Origin of the sequence: Paenibacillus sp. FSL R5-0486 (assembly GCF_037975155.1) — a bacterium.
Classification (GTDB): Bacteria; Bacillota; Bacilli; order Paenibacillales; family Paenibacillaceae; genus Paenibacillus; species Paenibacillus amylolyticus.
In genome coordinates this window covers 5,022,346-5,040,734 of record NZ_CP150237.1, presented here as the reverse complement: position 1 = coordinate 5,040,734, position 18,389 = coordinate 5,022,346, and the positions used below count along the sequence as shown (strand labels likewise).

Genomic DNA, 18,389 nt, shown 5'->3' with positions numbered 1-18,389 from the left:
TATTCTAAGAGAAGATTTCAGCGGCCCTAATACATACGCCGTTATTTTGTTATGGCAAATTAAAAAAATACTTAACTTTGCAACAATTTTATTGATGATCACGTCTGTAAGGTTGCAGGGAGAGGGGGATCCTTTGTGGTAGAGCCGGAACTCATCAGAGCCGCTCAATCGGGCGATCGCGACGCTCTAATTACCCTATTGCGGGAGATTGAACAACATGTCTATCGGACCGCATATTACATTCTAAATAATGAACAGGACGCTTTGGATGCTGCGCAGGAAGCGTTGATCCGAATTTACACCAAAATCAATTCATACGAAGAAAAGGCCCAATTCAAAACATGGGTACAACGCATCGTCACGAACATCTGTATTGATAAATTCAGAAGAACCAAGCCGTCTGTCTCCATTGATGAACATGACATGGTTTTTCAGGATAATCAGGATGTGGAGTACGAGGTCATGTCTACATATGTGGCCCAGGACATTCAGGATGCGATCAACAAGCTTCCCGAGCATCATCGTACCGTTATTGTTCTAAGATATTTGCAGGACTTATCCTACAATGAAATTGCGGATTGTCTCGATCTTCCGTTGAATACGGTGAAATCTTATTTATTTAGAGCCAGGCAGCAATTACAGAATCTACTACAGGAATATCAGAAAGGTGGTGTGACAGGATGAAATGCGAAGAGGTGGTGGAATGGATGCACCGCTATCTGGATCATGATCTGGGCGAGGCGGAAACCGCGCAGATGCTACAGCATGTGGCAAAGTGTCCGGAGTGCGCCGAGAATTTTAGTTTACTCAGAGCTCTTTCCAGAGAACTGGAAGAATTACCGCAAGTAAGCCCGAAATTTAGTCTGGTTGATGCGATTATGCCACAGCTTGATGCCATTGACGAAGCGCGGAAGGAACAAAGTAGCACCATACAGGAAATGAATCCTGTCCCCGCTGCATTTGAGAATTTACAACGTTCAAGTGAGCGGAAAACGAAGCAAAAATGGCTTAACTCGATGGCAGGACGTATGTCCATGGGTGCAGCGGCTGCGGCAGTTATATTGGGATTCGCCATCTGGGGAAATCCGCCTGAACAGATTGAGAATGCCGATTCCATGCTGATGAGCTCTGGAGCTTCTCAAGAGAGCGGCAATTTGGATGAGAATTCATTAAGCAAGAATATTGAAAATTATGATCCGGCCACTTCGTCCCAACCAAGCAGCAACGATGTGTTTGTGGGTCAATCGAATGATTCACCAATTAAACCAGATAACCAAGACGTAGAAACAATGCCTGAAGAGAACGGTGGAGATGAGGTACAGGAGCCTGAAGTTCAGTCAGATCCGACACCTCAACAACCGGCTACTGAATCAACGCCTGCTCCGAATAAAGGACCGCAGGATAATTCGTCCAGAACTCCTTCGACCGATAATCAGAAGAATCCGGCTCAGAACCAAGATTCTGAGCAGAGAATTCAGGGATCAGGAGATTCTCCTAAATCTTCTGCAGATGGGGAAGAGAATGGAGTAACAGAAACAGAAAATGGAGATGCCCAATCCTTCACTTCTCAGGATACAACACCTAATATGACTGAAGATGTTCCGATTGAAGGTAACACTGTACCTGATTCCAGTGCAGGTGCAGACACCTCTGGAGGAGACAAAGGATTCGCAGCAGGACCGGATCAGGGAATGACTACAACAGCAGCACCAAAAGAATGGAAATCACCTGACGGCTCCTATGTAGTTATGCTTATTGGTGATCAAATCAGCATATACTCCAAACCTGTGAGCGAACCGGATGTTCTAAATTTGGTTGAACAACGCAGCATAGAGGGGACACTGAAGTCAGCGAGTTGGTCAAAGGATGGTACCCTTTTTAATTACGAAACGGACAAGGACGGAACAACGGCGAAGAACTCGTTTAATGTACCTGTTGTTTCAGGTGGAGCTCCTGCGAAATAATTAAAAATGGGGAGTGCGCTTCTCTAAACGAAAGAACATTTTCAGTATGACAAGCATATAGTGGAAGTAACAAAACGTCCTATCTCAGTTCAAACAACTGACGTCGTATGACCGCGCACCGGCTTTTTCTAGAACTGCTGGTGTCTGCGTTTATATAGATGTAGGACAGGGGACCTTCATCCGCAACTGGATGTAAGGTCCCTTTGTTGTCTTGCGCTTTTTCTGGTAGGATAAGAGGGATAAGGAGGCGCCGTGAATGGATGTAAAAAGTGCAACAAAGGCAATACGTAATGGAGAAACGGCACCGATCTATGTGCTGTACGGAACGGAGAAGTACCAGATACAGCAATTTACGGATATGTTAAAAGAACAGGTTATTGAAGAAGAACATCGTGATTTTGCGATTATTCCATATGATTTGTCTGAAACGGCTGTGGAGGTTGTTATTGAAGAAGCAGAGACTGTACCTTTTCTGGTTCCACGCAAATTAATTATTGTAAGGGATGCGAGCCTGTTCACCGCAGGTAAAGAATCCAAGATTGAACATCAGGTTGATCGTCTGCTTACATATATGGAAAATCCGGCAGATTACAGTACGATTGTTTTCCTGGCCCAAGGGGATAAGCTGGATGAGCGTAAGAAACTGGTGAAAGCTGTCAAGAAACAGGCAGTAGTTCTTGCTTTTGCTCCACTCAGTGGAGAAGAGCTGTTGAATTGGATAGTGAAACTTGCGAAGCAGCGGGATGTTTCCTTGGAGACGGGAGCGGCGGAAACGTTGATCAGCTATGCAGGAACAGGTCTTCAGACCCTGTCTGCTGAAGTAGACAAGTTATGTTTGTTTGCGGGTAATGGGGGGACAATCAAACGTGCTGATATTGAGTCACTGGTTGCCCGTAGTACAGAGCAGAATGTATTTTCACTAGTGGAGGAACTCGCTAATTTGCGACTGGAGAAAGCGTTGGCTCTTTTCTATGAGTTGCTGAAGCAGCGGGAAGAACCGATTAAAATTGCGGCTTTAATCGCACGCCAGTTTCGGATCATGATCCAGGTGAAAGAGTTGGGACAACAAAGTTACTCCCAGCAGCAGATTGCCAGTCAGCTTGGTTTGCATCCGTATGCTGTTAAGATTGCGGGTGAACAAGCTCGGAAATTTCAGCCGGAACGTCTGAGAATGATTTTGAGTCACCTCAGCGAACTGGATTACCAGATGAAAACAGGAGCGGTGGATAAAGTACTTGGTCTGGAGCTGTTCTTATTGAGACTTGGTGCATGAATGGATAAGTAAACGTAATAGATTACTAGTGTGAATAACAAACAAAGCGACCTTTGCTCCATGATCGTTAAATCATCGGAATAAAGGTCGCTTTATCTTTGTCTTATACTTATCGAATCAGATACTAAAAAATCCTGAAAGCCTATGCTGTTCAGGATTTTTCCATTGGATCGTATAAGTAACGCTTCTTACGCTTGTGCGGAAAGAGCGTTCAGTTTTTTCGCCAAGCGAGACTTTTTGCGTGCTGCAGCATTTTTATGAACCAGACCTTTAGTTACAGCCTTGTCCAGCTTTTTGGAAGCAGCTTGAATCGCAGCTTTTGCAGTATCAACTTCGTTACTTACCAGAGCAGCATCAGCAGCTTTAACAGCTGTACGGAGTGCAGACTTCTGAGAAGCGTTGAGTGCGCGGCGCTTGTCGCTCGTTTTTACGCGTTTAACAGCGGATTTGATGTTTGGCATTACATTCACCTCCTGTAAGGCATTTGCATGAATACAAACGTTTCACAACTTAAAATATTCTATCACGCTAGCATGTAAAATGCAACAGATATTCCTACGATGTTCGACATGCTGTATAAAGAAACCCTTTTTCCCACACAATATGCTCAAATGCGGTAAGGGAGGCAAGGACAGAATGACACTGGATTTGCAAAACTATACAGTTCGTACCGATTTGGCGATCGACTCCAAGGAAATGGCGCAAGGTGGACAGAAACAGACGATTCCCGGACTGCGGGAAGATGTGGAGAAAAAAGAGGGTATTACGATTACACGTATTGATGTCCTGAATGAAGAAGCAGCCACGGCCATTGGTCGGGTAAAAGGCCACTATGTCACCTTGGAAGTACCTTCACTACGGAATGGTGATACCGAGTTACAGGAGCGAGTTGCTGCCGAGTTTACCCGTGAAATGGAAGATTTTATGGTTAAGGCCGGAATTAACAAAACATCCAAGGTCTTGATTGTTGGCTTGGGCAACTTAAATGTCACCCCGGATTCACTCGGTCCACTTGTTGTGGAAAATCTGATGGTGACGCGTCAGTATTTCGAATTGGTGCCAGATCAGGTTGCGCCAGGGTATCGGGAAGTCAGCGCGATTGCTCCCGGCGTGTTAGGTACAACGGGCATTGAATCCAGTGACATCGTACAGGGGATTGTAGATCGGACCAAGCCGGATGCCATTATTGCGATTGATGCGCTGGCCTCCCGTTCCTTGGAACGTGTAAATACAACGATTCAGGTAGCGGACATTGGTATTCACCCGGGTTCCGGTATTGGAAATAAACGGCGTGGCCTAACTCGTGAGATATTAGGTGTGCCTTGCATCGCCATCGGAGTACCAACCGTATGTTATGCGTCCACCATTGTGAACAATGTGATTGAGATGATGCGCTCACACTTCCGCCAGGAAACGGATCAGACCAAACAGATCATGGGTATGCTGGACGACATCGGTGAGCAAGATCGCTTGAGTCTGGTGAAAGAGGTACTGGAGCCACTGGGTCATGACCTCATTGTTACCCCAAAGGAAATCGATGAGTTTATTGAGGGAATTGCCAATGTTATCGCTACAGGACTTAACGCTGCACTCCATGATGCCGTGAATCCGGATAACGTAGCTGCTTATACACATTAAAACTAAAACTGCTGAAAAGAAGGTCCGAATCTATCGGACTTTCTTTTTTTGTTTTTGGAATCTTTCATTTTCCTGTTCTATCAAATTGGGCGGGCTCATAGAGTTGAAGTATAAGAGTTGTCCAGCAGGGAAGGAGACAGCAGAATGAACAAGATATTGGCCTGGAATATTGGGAAGTGGAAAAAAAGATGTCTGCACGTGCTGGCCATGGGCCGTACGTTGTTGTTGCTTATGATCATATCTGCCTTGTTTTTTGTCGTACTGGGTCTGGGGGGGATGGCAGAGAAACGCTTGAATAATTCACCCGTTTCTTCCATGAAAGGATTTGCGAGTGCCGTATCAAGCCGCTTTTTTGTTGATATGCTCGGTATGGAGATGCCCCATCTCACTCAGAAGGAACAGACGTCTGCTATATCCGGTGAAAACCTCACCTCATTTGTTTTTCAATTACTAACGAATGTAAATCCTCAAGATCCGAAGAGCCTGATTGCGAGAGAAATGCCGGGCATGGGTTCCAACCAACCTGTTCTGCTCCGTCCTGGATCTGGTAACGAAAAAGCCGAGGCTCCCGAAGATTATCAGCCCGGTCCCGGTCTTACGGACACGGCTTCGGCAGGTGGAGGAAAACCCGGTAGTGAGCTGCATATTCCACCAGGCCAGGACAATACGGATCCACCTGAGTCAAGTGAGCCTGGAGATGGAGAAGGTAAAGAGGACCCCCCAGCGAAGAATGGTGAGAAAGACAATTCAGGCTCACCGACAACAGGCCAAAAGTCAATTCTTATCTATCATTCCCATCCACGGGAAGGCTACAATCCACTGCTAGGTACGAAAAGTGATAATCCATCATCAGGCAAATCAACAGGCAATGTATTTCAAGTGGGAACCTACCTCTCAGACAGTCTGGAGAAGCTGGGAATCGGCGTAGAACACGCCAAAGATGATTACCCCACTAAAGTAAAAGACTATAACTGGAACTATTCTTATAAATACTCCCGTCAAACGGTAAAAGCGGCACTCGCTCAAAATGATGATCTGACATATCTCATAGACATTCATCGCGATTCACAGCGTCATGGCAAAACAACAACAACTATTAATGACTTGGGCTACGCCAAAGTGTATTTCATTATTGGACATGAAAATCCAAATTGGCGGCAGAATGAAGCCTTTGCAGCGAAAATTCATAAGAAACTGGAAGCCAAGTATCCTGGGGTATCCCGTGGTGTGTGGGGCAAAGATGGCGGAGGAGCCAACAATGGAGAGTATAACCAAACCCTTTCACCCAACAGCATTTTGATTGAGATTGGCGGCATCGACAACACAGGAGCTGAGCTCCAACGGACATCGAAGATTCTAGCAGACATGATTGCCCAAGTGTATTGGGAAGATCAGAAGGTGGACAAAGCCAGTGCCAAAACCTCGTCGCAGGGTGGATAGGAACCATATATGTAAGAAGGAAAAATAGTAGAGAGTGACAGGAGGCAATGCACATGTCCAGATTCGGGAAAAGACTGTTATCCATCGCTGTATTAATGTTGCTGGGTGTTCTGTTTGGAATGCAGCTGGCTGGCAGCAACTTTCATATGGGCAATCCATCGGGAGGCACGTCAACCGCTGTGACAACAGAGCCAACTTCACAGGTTACCGAATCTGTCCCGACTGCACCTGTCCAAAAGGAAATCAAAGAACCACCATTTGTACCTGTTCAGTCACCAAGCCAAGTGCTTGGGGCAGATCAAGATAAGGCTCCGGTTGATGTGTTGGCAGACAAAACGGCTGGATTATTGCAAAATCTCTCACACAGTGGAATCAAGTGGGTAGTCTCTCTTTTTAGCGGCGTTGCTGAATAAAATACTATAATTTTAAGGTACAATATAACCTCTGGGGGTGCATGATAACACTTTATTATAAAGTTGAGACATCACGGGATTGATGCACTGTGCTTCAACTGTTATAATGAAGTGATTGACACTAGGCTGTTTCTGGGGGTAAGGAATGACTGACATTCGGGCAAGACAACGTAAAATTCGTAACTTTTCTATTATTGCACATATAGATCACGGTAAATCAACACTTGCGGACCGGATCTTGGAGCACACAGGTGCGCTCACTTCACGTGAAATGCAGGAACAAGTTCTGGATAAAATGGACCTTGAACGTGAACGTGGAATAACGATCAAGCTACAAGCAGTAGCCTTGACTTACAAAGCGGATGATGGTGAAGAGTATTTATTGAATCTGATTGATACACCGGGACACGTAGACTTCACGTATGAAGTATCACGCAGTCTTGCTGCATGTGAAGGTGCTCTGCTGGTTGTGGATGCGGCTCAGGGAATTGAAGCCCAAACACTTGCCAACGTGTATCTGGCATTGGATAACAATCTTGAAATTTTACCGGTTATCAACAAAATTGACCTTCCGAGCGCTGATCCTGAACGGGTGAAGCAGGAAGTGGAAGATGTTATTGGTTTGGACACAAGTAATGCGGTTTTGGCTTCGGCCAAATCAGGAATCGGAATCAAAGAAATTTTGGAACAAGTGGTGAAAAGTGTTCCAGCACCAACTGGTGATCCTGACCAGCCTTTGAAAGCGCTGATTTTTGACTCGCACTATGACCCGTACAAAGGTGTAATCGTATATGTGCGTGTTGTTGACGGCAAAATCAAATCCGGTTCCAAAATCAAAATGATGGCAACAGGAAAATCATTTGAAGTCATTGAAGTTGGAGCGTTCAAACCTCGGATGACCATCGTGGACGAGCTGAACGTCGGGGATGTTGGATTTATCGTTGCAGGTATCCGGCATGTTGGCGATACACAAGTCGGGGATACGGTAACGGATGCCAAAAATCCAACACCGGAACCTTTGCCGGGTTATCGTAAAATTAACCCAATGGTGTATTGTGGTCTCTATCCGATCGAAACATCGGACTATGTTGATCTGCGTGAAGCATTGGAGAAATTGCAGTTGAACGATGCGTCTCTGAGCTTTGAACCGGAAACATCCAGTGCACTCGGTTTTGGATTCCGTTGCGGATTCCTTGGACTGCTTCACATGGACGTTATTCAGGAGCGGATCGAGCGGGAGTTTAACATTCCGTTGATCACAACGGCACCAAGTGTAATCTATCACGTCACCTTAACGAATGGTGAAGTGATGAAAATCGACAACCCATCCAACTATCCTGAGGTGGGACGGATTGATTACGTCGAGGAACCATACGTCAAGGCAGATATTATCGTACCGAATGATTATGTAGGTACGATTATGGAGCTGTGTCAGACTAAACGCGGTGAATATGTAAATATGGAATATCTGGACACAACCCGGGTTACCATTACCTATGAGATTCCGTTGTCCGAGATTGTATATGACTTCTTCGACCAGTTGAAATCCGGTACCAAAGGATATGCATCCCTGGATTATGAGCTGTCCGGTTACCGTCAGTCCAATCTGGCGAAAATGGATATTGTACTCAATGGCGAACAGGTGGATGCTCTGTCCTTCATCGTTCACCGTGACCGTGCCTATAATCGCGGACGCATTGTCTGTGAGAAACTGCGCGAGCTGATTCCACGGCAAATGTTCGAGGTGCCAATTCAGGCATCTGTAGGTACCAAGGTCGTTGCTCGTGAGACGGTAAAAGCAATGCGTAAAAACGTACTTGCCAAGTGTTATGGTGGTGACATCTCGCGGAAACGGAAACTGCTTGAGAAGCAGAAGGAAGGTAAGAAGCGGATGAAGCAGGTTGGTAACGTTGAGGTGCCACAAGAGGCATTCATGGCGGTACTGAAAATTGATGACTAGGACGTTTGCTTGCAAACGTCACGTGAATCCTTTTGGTATATCAATAATTTGTGTATGAAAGGATAAACGATATTTTGTCTCGGGTACATCACATAATGTGTGTATCGAAATTGAATTGTAGGACGTTTGCTTGCAAACATGGGTACAACACAGAATATTAAATAACTAAGCTGAAAGGGAAGCCGGATGGCTTTCCTTTTTTCAAATAGAGGGGGACTTGCCATGACATTGGCAGCACACAGCCGGAAGACAGGTGCGCCCCAAGCGGTGTATCTTCACATTCCCTTTTGCACGAATAAATGTTTTTATTGCGACTTTAACTCTTACGTTCTGAAAGATCAGCCCGTGATGCAATATCTCGAAGCGCTGGAACGGGAGATGGAACATACAGTTAAGGCCAATCCACCGGGCGAGATCAAGACGATATTTGTAGGTGGGGGTACGCCAACAGCTCTGAAACCGGATGAGATGGCCGTATTTCTTCGTTCCGTGAAGACGTATTTCCCAAATTGGGCGGACGATATTGAATTTTCGATGGAAGCCAACCCGGGAACAACGGATGCGGAGAAACTCGCTGCGATGAAAGAAGGCGGCGTCAACCGTGTCAGCTTTGGCGTGCAGGCTTTTCAGAATGATCTGCTGACAGGCATTGGCCGTATTCATAATACGGATGATGTATATCGCAGTTTGGAGAATGCTCGAAAAGCAGGCTTGAATAACCTGTCCATTGACCTGATGTTTGGTTTGCCAAACCAGACTGTTGAAATGTTGAATGAGAGTATCGACAAAGCGCTGGAACTGGATCTGCCGCATTACTCCATCTACAGCCTGAAAGTGGAAGAGAATACACTTTTCCATACCCTGTATCAGAAGAACCAGTTACCACTTCCTCATGAAGATGATGAGCTGGAGATGTATCTTCTATTAATGAGACGTATGAAAGAAGCGGGCTATGGACAATACGAGATTAGTAACTTTGCCAAGCCGGGCTTCGAGAGTCGTCACAATATTACCTACTGGCGTAATGAGGACTACTACGGTCTGGGTGCAGGGGCACACGGATATGTGGGCCGCGAACGGCATATGAATATTAAAGGTATAAATCCTTATGTTGAAGCTTCACGAGCAGGGCTGCCTCGTCTGGATCATTTTGAGATTGCTCGCCCGGAAGCCATGGAAGATTATCTGATGGTTGGACTGCGAATGTTGGAGGGGGCTTCGGCCTCACGCTTTAGCGAACAGTTCGGAGAGTCGATGGAAGAAGTGTTTGCGAAGCCTTTGGGCAAAATGTTGAACGCAGGGTTGCTTGAGCGGACGGCAGACGGCTTCCGACTGAGCGAGCAGGGCATCCTGTTCGGAAATGACGTTTTTGCGGAGTTTATCGGGTCCATATCGCTGAATTCATAGCTTGAAATTCTATACGCTCTGTTGTATATTTATTCATATTGATTTTACAGAGCGTGTTAATTTAACAACTACGAAGTCAGCTTTCCTCTGGAAAGCTTGGTAATAGGAGGAGAGCAGGATGTCGGTAATATGCAGAAAAGCCGTGCCGGAAGATGTTGAACCACTGTATGAAATGATTAAGGGCTATGCAGAGCGTGGGATCATGCTTCCGCGATCACGGGAAATACTGCACCGACAGCTGGAGCACTTTGTTGTAGCCGAAGTTGATGGTGAAGTGGTGGGTTGCGGATCGCTTTGTCGTCTGGGGAATGATTTGGTGGAAGTCAGATCACTCGGTATCTCGGAAGGACACAAAGGGCTCGGTATTGGCTCCCGATTGCTGGACCGACTGGTAGAAGAAGCAGAGAAACAACAGATTCCTAAGGTTATGGCGTTGACATATGAAGTATCCTTCTTCCTCAAAAACGGCTTTGCCGTGGTGGAAAAAGAGATTTTCCCTGAGAAAGTATGGACCGACTGTGTTCATTGCAGCAAGCAGGATTGTTGCGATGAGATCGCGGTATTAAAAGAGCTTAACGTTTCAGCATAACAACTGAATGGACTGCATGAATCGAGCCGAGTCAGCCTCTGCCCTACATGCAGTCCTTTTTTACTTCAAAGTATGTTCAATAAAGTTGTTAGGACTCGTTGACATTGGTCTATACTATAAATAGATGAGCCCACTCATCAAACTCACTTGACAATGTTCACGTCAGTTTGGTATTTTTGTATTACCGCTTAGCACTCATCTAACCGGAGTGCTAACGACATGGGACAGTACAGTCAGAAGGAGGGATACTCACCATGTTAACAGAGCGTCAACGAATGATTCTGAACGCTATAGTGGATGACTATATCCGTTCAGCTGAGCCCGTAGGGTCCCGGAGCATTTCCAAAAGGGGAGATGTTGGATACAGTCCGGCGACGATCCGTAATGAAATGGCGGACCTTGAAGATATGGGTTTCCTGGAACAGCCGCATACATCGGCAGGACGCATTCCTTCTCATAAAGGCTATCGATATTATGTCGATCATTTGGTCCCTTGGAATCAGGTGGAGCCTCAGGAGTTGGATGATCTCAAGTCGTTCTTCGCTGAAAAATTGAACGTCATGGAACAAGTTATTCAGCATGCATCCAATATTTTGTCACATATGACGAATTATACTTCGATCCTGCTTGGACCGGAAGTATTCCATACGTCCTTACGTCACTTCCAATTGCTTCCGTTGAACGAGAGTGAAGCTGTGGCAATTATCGTGACCAATACAGGTCAAGTGGAGAACAAGACGGTTCAGATTCCACCAGAAATCTCGGTAGCCGAGATGGAAAATGTGGTTCGCTTGTTAAATACCAAGCTTGTGGGCGTACCAATCTACAAATTGAAATCCCGTCTTTATACCGAACTTGGGCAAGAGATGGAACGGCATATTACACGTTACGAGGAAGTTATGCAGGTGCTGAACAGTGCCTTTGACAACGAACATGATAATCGTCTGTTCCTCAGTGGTGCCACCAATATGTTGACTCAACCGGAGTTTAAAGATATCGAAAAGGTAAAAGATATTCTTGACCTGCTGGAAGAGACACCAACACTCATGAAATTGATGATGCCCGTGCCGGGTGGATCTGGTATTCAAGTGCGAATCGGCACTGAGAATGATCATGAAGCCTTTGCCAACTGCAGCCTGATTACAGCCTCCTATTCATTGGACGGTGAGGCTTTGGGGTCGATCGGTATTTTAGGACCCACGCGGATGGATTATGCACGTGTCATTCATATTTTAAATACACTATCCCGTGACTTGACGGCGATGCTAACACATCGTTTCAAATAAGATTCGGGAATGAACCATTTCATTCGTATAAGGAGGTGAACATCTTGAAAGAGGAGCAATCATTTACAGAAGAACAAGAGGTAACAGCAACTGAGCAGGAGCCTATTAATGAAGCTGGCGCTGCAGAAGCACAAGCTGAAGAGATGGCTGGTCAGGAGCAGGATGAGCTTGCACGTCTGAAGGCAGAAGCTGAGGAGCAACAACAGCGTTATGTCCGTGCACAGGCTGATTTTGATAACTTCCGTCGTCGTACGCAGAAGGAAAAAGAAGAATTGGCTAAATACGCTTCGATGAAGCTGGTCACCGAACTGGTACCGGTTATTGATAACTTCGAGCGCGCCATGGCTACTGTACCGGAAGGAGCAGAGGTCGAATCTTTCTCCAAGGGCATCCAAATGATTTTCCGTCAATTGGAAACCGTGATGAATAATGAAGGTCTGACGGCTATGGAATCGGTAGGACAACCGTTCAATCCTGAATTCCACCAAGCAATTATGCAAGTGGAGAGCGACGAGTACGAAGAAGGTATCGTTGTTGAGGAAGTCCAAAAAGGCTACATGCTGAAAGATAAAGTGCTTCGTCCAGCTATGGTTAAAGTCAGCTCATAAATTCCTTATAGGAAGGAATGAGTCGGCTCCATGGTTGAACAATGTGGGCGAAGTTTAATATAAAGGTTTGTACACATAGAGCACGATTAGCAACATGAACATCTAAATAAGGGTCAGATCAGACCCATTCATTTTAAATTGTTGAGGGAGGAAATTTTCGGATGAGCAAAGTAATTGGTATTGACTTAGGAACAACAAACTCATGCGTAGCAGTAATGGAAGGCGGCGAGGCTGTCGTAATTCCAAATCCGGAGGGCGCACGTACAACTCCATCCGTAGTTGGTTTCAAAAAGGATGGAGAGCGCGTTGTTGGTGAAACAGCAAAACGTCAAGCCATCACCAATCCGGATCGTACCATCATGTCGATCAAACGTCACATGGGTACTTCCCACAAGGAAACAATCGATAGCAAAGACTACTCCGCACAAGAGATCTCTGCAATCATTCTGCAAAAATTGAAATCCGATGCTGAAGCTTATCTGGGTCAAACGGTAACTCAAGCAGTTATCACTGTACCAGCTTACTTCAATGACAGTCAGCGCCAAGCGACTAAAGATGCGGGTAAAATTGCAGGTTTGGAAGTTCTGCGTATCGTCAACGAGCCAACAGCAGCAGCTTTGGCATACGGTATGGAGAAATCCGAAGACCAAACGATCCTCGTATATGACCTGGGTGGCGGTACGTTCGACGTATCCATTCTTGAACTGGGTGATGGCTTCTTCGAAGTTAAAGCAACTAGCGGGGACAACAAACTAGGCGGGGATGACTTTGACCAAGTGATCATTGATTACCTCGTAAGTGAATTCAAAAAAGATCAAGGCATTGACTTGAGTAAAGATAAAGCAGCGGTTCAACGTTTGAAAGATGCAGCGGAAAAAGCGAAAAAAGAACTTTCCGGCGTATTGACTACAACGATCTCCTTGCCGTTCATCACAGTTGCTGATGGCGTTCCTCAGCATTTGGAGTTGAACCTGAGCCGTGCGAAATTTGAAGAAATCTCTGAAGGTCTGGTTGAGCGTACGCTTGAACCAACTCGTCGTGCATTGAGTGATGCGGGTATGACGCCTAACGATATCGACAAGATCGTATTGGTTGGTGGTTCGACACGTATTCCAGCAGTACAAGAAGCAATCAAAAAACTGACGGGTAAAGAGCCACACAAAGGCGTTAACCCGGATGAAGTTGTAGCTTTGGGTGCTGCTGTACAAGCGGGCGTACTGACAGGTGACGTTAAAGACGTTGTATTGCTCGACGTAACGCCATTGTCCCTGGGTATCGAAACAGCGGGTGGCGTATTCACTAAAATGATCGAGCGTAACACTACGATCCCTACAAGCAAATCTCAAGTGTTCTCCACGTATGCAGACAATCAACCAAGCGTTGAGATTCATGTTCTGCAAGGTGAGCGTGAGATGGCAGCGGGTAACAAATCGCTTGGACGTTTCATGTTGGGTGATATTCCACCAGCTCCACGTGGCGTTCCACAGATCGAAGTTAGCTTCGATATTGATGCCAACGGTATCGTTAACGTATCTGCAACAGATAAAGGTACGAACAAAACTCAAAAAATCACAATCACTTCTTCCAGCGGTTTGAGCGATGCTGAAGTTGAGCAAATGATGAAAGATGCTGAGTTGCACGCTGAAGAAGATAAAAAACGCAGAGAACTCGTTGAAGCGAAAAACAGTGCAGATCAATTGATCTACTCTGTTGACAAAACGATCAAAGATCTTGGCGAAAAAGCAGATGCTGGCGAAGTTGAAAAAGCGAATGCTGCCAAAGAAAAACTGCAAGGCGTTCTGGCTTCCGACAACCTGGAAGATATCAAAGCTGCTACAGAAGAACTGACAGAGATCGTTCAACAACTGTCCGTGAAACTGTATGAGCAAGCTCAGGCGCAAGAGCAAGAAGCACAAGGTGCTGAAGAGCAACAAGGTTCTGCTAAACGTGACAACGTCGTAGACGCTGATTACGAAGTTGTGGATGAAGATAAAAAACAAAACTAATTCGTAGTTCTACGCGAATTAAACATCGGTGACGTTCGAATTAGAGGGAAAGTCATAGCCGGGGCTCCCGCGCTTTGGCTTTCCTTTTGTCACGATGTGCGATATGGTGAATGATATGGGGGTGGAAGAGTGGCTGAAAAGCGTGATTATTATGAGGTGCTTGGCGTTAGTAAAACGGCTAACGACGATGAGATTAAAAAGGCTTACCGTAAGCTTGCCCGTCAGTATCACCCTGACGTAAACAAGGCTGCTGATGCGGAAGCTAAATTTAAAGAAGTTAAAGAAGCTTACGACGTAGTGAGTGACGGTCAGAAGCGTGCACAATATGATCAATATGGTCATGTCGATCCGAATCAAGGTGGATTCGGTGGTGGCGGTGATTTTGGCGGCGGCGGATTTGGCGACATCTTCGACATGTTCTTTGGCGGCGGTGGCGGTGGACGACGTGATCCAAATGCTCCGCAACGGGGGAATGATCTGCAGTACACGATGACAATTGAGTTCAAGGAAGCTGTATTCGGTAAAGAAACCGATATTACGATTCCGCGTACCGAAGGCTGTGATACCTGTCATGGCTCAGGTGCCAAACCTGGAACGAAACCGGAAACCTGCTCGGTCTGCCAAGGTAGCGGTCAGCAGGAAGTCGTGCAAAATACACCGTTTGGTCGTATGGTTAATCGTCGTGCATGTTCGAACTGTAGCGGTTCAGGCCAAATTATCAAAGAAAAATGTACAACGTGCAGTGGTAGCGGTAAAGTCCGCAAGCAACGCAAAATCCATGTTCGCATTCCAGCGGGTGTAGATGATGGCGCGCAACTGCGTATGACAGGTGAGGGTGAAGGCGGCCTGCGTGGCGGACCAGCGGGAGATCTGTATATTGTCATTCGCGTGAAATCACATGATTTCTTCGAGCGTGAAGGCGACGATATTTATTGCGAAATCCCACTTACCTTTGCTCAGGCAGCTCTGGGAGATGAAGTTGAGATCCCAACGTTGACCGAGAAAGTGAAGTTGAAAGTACCAGCTGGTACACAAACGGGAACGTATTTCCGCCTCAAAGGCAAAGGTGTACCACGCCTGCGCGGTATGGGGCAGGGGGATCAGCATGTGAAAGTGGTTGTGGTTACACCTAGTAAGCTGAATGACGAGCAGAAGGATCTGCTTCGCCAAATTGCTTCGCTGGATGGAGAGCAAACACATGAGCATGAACAATCTTTCTTTGATAGAGTGAAACGCGCCTTCCGCGGTGACTGAGAATAAAATAAAGTAAGTTCAAAAGGACACCACAGCGGTTTTTAACGCGGGGTGTCCTTTTTTGTACGCCTTTTTTAGTGGTTCAGTGGTTTTTGTGAAATCCATGGATTTATGCTACAAAGAACGACAGCAATTTGTGGGAGCATTTCGGTATATTCTGAGCGAACTTGCGGAAAGATAGCATGGCGAGAATGATATGCATAGCTGATATGCGAGAAATTAGGGAAGCAGGTGAAGCGGATGACCGAGAAAAATATTTTGGCGTACTTTCACAGCCCGGAGCAGGCTCAAGGGGCGGCCAAAAAACTGGAGGCATTGCGAGTGGAGGACCTGTCAATTAATCGATTCAGCCGATATGCGGGTGTAGGACCAAGCGGGGCTTCCTACAAGCCGGGCGTTTCCGGCAGTTTTTCATCATGGGTGCCCGATTCGATGCAAACAAATGCCAGTGCTGGAATTATGGCTGCGGCGGACCCTTCTGCAAGCGGCATGAGTGATGGTGGACAGGGTGGACCTACAGGAAGAGATGTATTGCTAACTGTCATCGTAGATGAATCGGTACATCACCGCGCTATGTCTATTATCGAACAAGCCGGTGGAATGATCTAGTTTCAAGAAATCCATATAAGATGGACAGATAATTACACTTTAACGGAGAGTGTAGAACCAATCTGAAGAAGCGAAGCGTGCGCCTTTATCCCCGGATTTCTCCCTTTAAGGAGGGAGTTGAAGGAATCTGGGGATAACAGCGATCGGAGGATGGGGCTACAATCGGAGTCTTACAGTGTAACAAATATTAGTTCATTTTAATTTGAAGGAGGAGCATTACAATGGCTGAACATGAACGTCCAGGCAAGATTTTAACGAAAACGGAAAAGATGAAACGTATGCAATCCGCAAAAAATGAGGACGTGGAATTCAGCGCTGAAGCTGCGGATCATGAAGATATCGAAGCACTACGCCGCAGTGAAGCGGCTGATCGAAGACAGGGACGGGAGCTTCATGACTGAAGATCGCTCGGCAGTGACCCTCGAAGCTGTTTTTACAAGCTGGACTGAGGCCGAGTCTGCACGGAGAGCCCTGGAATTGCTGCACCCGAACCAATTAAGCATCGAGAGCCTTGGCAATGAAGCATCCACATTGGGCTCAAACGATGTTACGGGCTCCGATAATTCTCCTACGGCCGTCGTCGGAGGATTTAGTGGCGAACTGAATGTACTTGCCTTGATTAGTGATGAAACGGAAATGTTGTCCAATGGTCAGGTGTATGATACACCCAAAGAGGACTCGGCCAACAGGCTAAAACAAGAAATTTTGCTGACCGTGTCCGTATCCAACGATTCGCTCCCGCAAGCCGCAGAGATGATCACGCAGAATGGTGGGCGTTTTTGCTAACTGAGATTCGAATTATGCAAAATGCTGAAGTAAATGAAACAGATATGTATGAATAGATGACAGGATATTCGAGCAGTTAGGCTGCGGATATCCTGTTTTGTTTTTCTTTTACTGGTGCGGCTTTGTGCTCCGGCTAGCTTGTGTAGTACAATAGTTGGGATGTTTGAATAATGAGGAGGAAAAACCAAGTATGTTATGGCATGAACTAACAATACATACCACAGAAGAAGCTGTGGAGATGATTTCGAATTTTTTACATGAAGCGGGTGCTGGAGGGGTTTCGATTGAAGAGTCCGGTACTTTAAATAAAAAACGGGACACAACGTATGGTGAGTTATACGACGTTCCTTTGAATGATATTCCGGAAGGCTTTGCAGTCATCAAAGGGTACTTCTCCGAAGGTACGGATATGGTTGCATTACAGTCAGAAGTTAATCCGAGAATTGAGGAACTCTCCGAATTCGGAATTGATACAGGTGAGGTTCGTTATGAGACGCGTACAGTGGATGAAGATGACTGGGCAACAGCCTGGAAACAATATTTCAAGCCGGTACGTGTATCGGAACGTTTGACGATCAAGCCAACTTGGGAAGAGTATACGCCTGAAAGTCCGGATGAGAAAATTATTGAGCTTGATCCAGGCATGGCCTTTGGTACAGGAACACATCCAACGACCTCCCTATGCTTGCGCACACTGGAAACGGTTATTCAGGGCGGCGAGGAAGTCATTGACGTAGGTACAGGTTCTGGTATTTTGGCTATTGGAGCGATAAAACTTGGGGCAAAACATGTACTGGCGCTTGATCTTGATCCGGTTGCGGTAATCAGTGCCAGGGATAATGTGGAACTGAATGGGCTGGAACAACAAATTACGGTTAAAGAGAGTGATCTGTTGTCCGTCCTTGGGAGTCAGGACCCTGCACTTGGTGTACAACTACCGGTTAAGGTTGTCGTGGCGAACATTCTGGCTGAGATTATTTTGTTGTTCGTAGACGATGTCTATAATGCGCTTGAGTCTGGTGGGACCTATATTGTATCCGGCATTTGGAAGAACAAAGAGCAGGTTGTACATGATGCACTGGTAGCCTCCGGGTTTGAAGTGAGTGCGATCCACCGTGATGAGGATTGGCTGGCGTTTGTAGCCAGAAAGGGGTAA

The 18,389-nt window shown here is 46.1% G+C and carries 18 protein-coding genes; 17 read left to right on the top strand and 1 reads right to left on the bottom strand.

The window, feature by feature from the left end; all coding sequences use genetic code 11:
- The first annotated feature begins 135 nt into the window (after nt 1-135).
- From MKY01_RS22340 to holA, 3 genes are all read left to right on the top strand, one after another.
- Nucleotides 136-684, top strand: coding sequence for a sigma-70 family RNA polymerase sigma factor (locus tag MKY01_RS22340; protein ID WP_017687205.1), 549 nt, complete (start codon nt 136-138; stop codon nt 682-684).
- The gene (locus MKY01_RS22335) at nt 681-1,964 is read left to right on the top strand and encodes an anti-sigma factor (RefSeq protein ID WP_282320689.1); all 1,284 of its coding nucleotides are present in this window, start codon (nt 681-683) and stop codon (nt 1,962-1,964) included. The genes MKY01_RS22340 and MKY01_RS22335 overlap by 4 nt, the downstream gene beginning before the upstream one ends.
- Before the next feature lie 256 nt (nt 1,965-2,220).
- Nucleotides 2,221-3,237: a DNA polymerase III subunit delta gene (gene holA / locus MKY01_RS22330; RefSeq protein ID WP_036668560.1), complete on the top strand. Its 1,017-nt coding sequence runs from the start codon at nt 2,221-2,223 to the stop codon at nt 3,235-3,237.
- Between the two features lie 188 nt (nt 3,238-3,425).
- Here the strand turns inward: holA and rpsT are convergent, their stop codons facing one another.
- Entirely contained in the window at nt 3,426-3,698 is a 273-nt protein-coding gene (gene rpsT / locus MKY01_RS22325) for a 30S ribosomal protein S20 (protein ID WP_024628504.1), read from the bottom strand.
- Nucleotides 3,699-3,873: 175 nt separating this feature from the next.
- On the opposite strand from rpsT, the gene gpr reads away from it, so the two are divergent.
- The 14 genes from gpr to prmA all read left to right on the top strand — a co-directional run bounded on the left by gpr (nt 3,874) and on the right by prmA (nt 18,389).
- Nucleotides 3,874-4,875, top strand: coding sequence for a GPR endopeptidase (gene gpr / locus MKY01_RS22320; protein WP_282320693.1), 1,002 nt, complete (start codon nt 3,874-3,876; stop codon nt 4,873-4,875).
- Nucleotides 4,876-5,019: 144 nt separating this feature from the next.
- Nucleotides 5,020-6,315, top strand: coding sequence for a stage II sporulation protein P (locus MKY01_RS22315; protein ID WP_282320695.1), 1,296 nt, complete (start codon nt 5,020-5,022; stop codon nt 6,313-6,315).
- Nucleotides 6,316-6,368: 53 nt separating this feature from the next.
- Nucleotides 6,369-6,728 carry a hypothetical protein gene (locus tag MKY01_RS22310; protein WP_282320696.1) on the top strand — a complete coding sequence of 120 codons (360 nt, stop codon included), beginning with the start codon at nt 6,369-6,371 and terminating at the stop codon, nt 6,726-6,728.
- Between the two features lie 145 nt (nt 6,729-6,873).
- On the top strand, nt 6,874-8,688 hold the full coding sequence (gene lepA, locus MKY01_RS22305) for a translation elongation factor 4 (protein WP_036615097.1): 1,815 nt from the start codon (nt 6,874-6,876) through the stop codon (nt 8,686-8,688).
- A 222-nt stretch (nt 8,689-8,910) separates the two neighbouring features.
- The gene (gene hemW / locus MKY01_RS22300) at nt 8,911-10,095 is read left to right on the top strand and encodes a radical SAM family heme chaperone HemW (protein ID WP_036668565.1); all 1,185 of its coding nucleotides are present in this window, start codon (nt 8,911-8,913) and stop codon (nt 10,093-10,095) included.
- 118 nt (nt 10,096-10,213) lie between these two features.
- Nucleotides 10,214-10,684 carry an N-acetyltransferase gene (locus MKY01_RS22295; protein WP_017687214.1) on the top strand — a complete coding sequence of 157 codons (471 nt, stop codon included), beginning with the start codon at nt 10,214-10,216 and terminating at the stop codon, nt 10,682-10,684.
- A 254-nt stretch (nt 10,685-10,938) separates the two neighbouring features.
- On the top strand, nt 10,939-11,970 hold the full coding sequence (gene hrcA, locus MKY01_RS22290; RefSeq protein ID WP_036615092.1) for a heat-inducible transcriptional repressor HrcA: 1,032 nt from the start codon (nt 10,939-10,941) through the stop codon (nt 11,968-11,970).
- A gap of 44 nt (nt 11,971-12,014) precedes the next feature.
- Nucleotides 12,015-12,578: a nucleotide exchange factor GrpE gene (gene grpE, locus MKY01_RS22285; RefSeq protein WP_036668567.1), complete on the top strand. Its 564-nt coding sequence runs from the start codon at nt 12,015-12,017 to the stop codon at nt 12,576-12,578.
- A 161-nt stretch (nt 12,579-12,739) separates the two neighbouring features.
- The gene (gene dnaK, locus MKY01_RS22280; RefSeq protein ID WP_047843796.1) at nt 12,740-14,584 is read left to right on the top strand and encodes a molecular chaperone DnaK; all 1,845 of its coding nucleotides are present in this window, start codon (nt 12,740-12,742) and stop codon (nt 14,582-14,584) included.
- 129 nt (nt 14,585-14,713) lie between these two features.
- Nucleotides 14,714-15,838: a molecular chaperone DnaJ gene (gene dnaJ / locus MKY01_RS22275; protein ID WP_036615086.1), complete on the top strand. Its 1,125-nt coding sequence runs from the start codon at nt 14,714-14,716 to the stop codon at nt 15,836-15,838.
- A 240-nt stretch (nt 15,839-16,078) separates the two neighbouring features.
- Nucleotides 16,079-16,447, top strand: a complete 369-nt coding sequence (locus tag MKY01_RS22270) for a hypothetical protein (protein WP_017687219.1) — start codon at nt 16,079-16,081, stop codon at nt 16,445-16,447.
- 221 nt (nt 16,448-16,668) lie between these two features.
- Nucleotides 16,669-16,848: a YfhD family protein gene (locus MKY01_RS22265; RefSeq protein ID WP_017687220.1), complete on the top strand. Its 180-nt coding sequence runs from the start codon at nt 16,669-16,671 to the stop codon at nt 16,846-16,848.
- The gene (locus MKY01_RS22260) at nt 16,841-17,233 is read left to right on the top strand and encodes a hypothetical protein (protein WP_076318852.1); all 393 of its coding nucleotides are present in this window, start codon (nt 16,841-16,843) and stop codon (nt 17,231-17,233) included. Before MKY01_RS22265 ends, MKY01_RS22260 begins: the two co-directional genes overlap by 8 nt.
- Before the next feature lie 190 nt (nt 17,234-17,423).
- A complete protein-coding gene (prmA, locus tag MKY01_RS22255) occupies nt 17,424-18,389 on the top strand; it encodes a 50S ribosomal protein L11 methyltransferase (RefSeq protein WP_127545209.1) in 966 nt (321 codons plus the stop codon).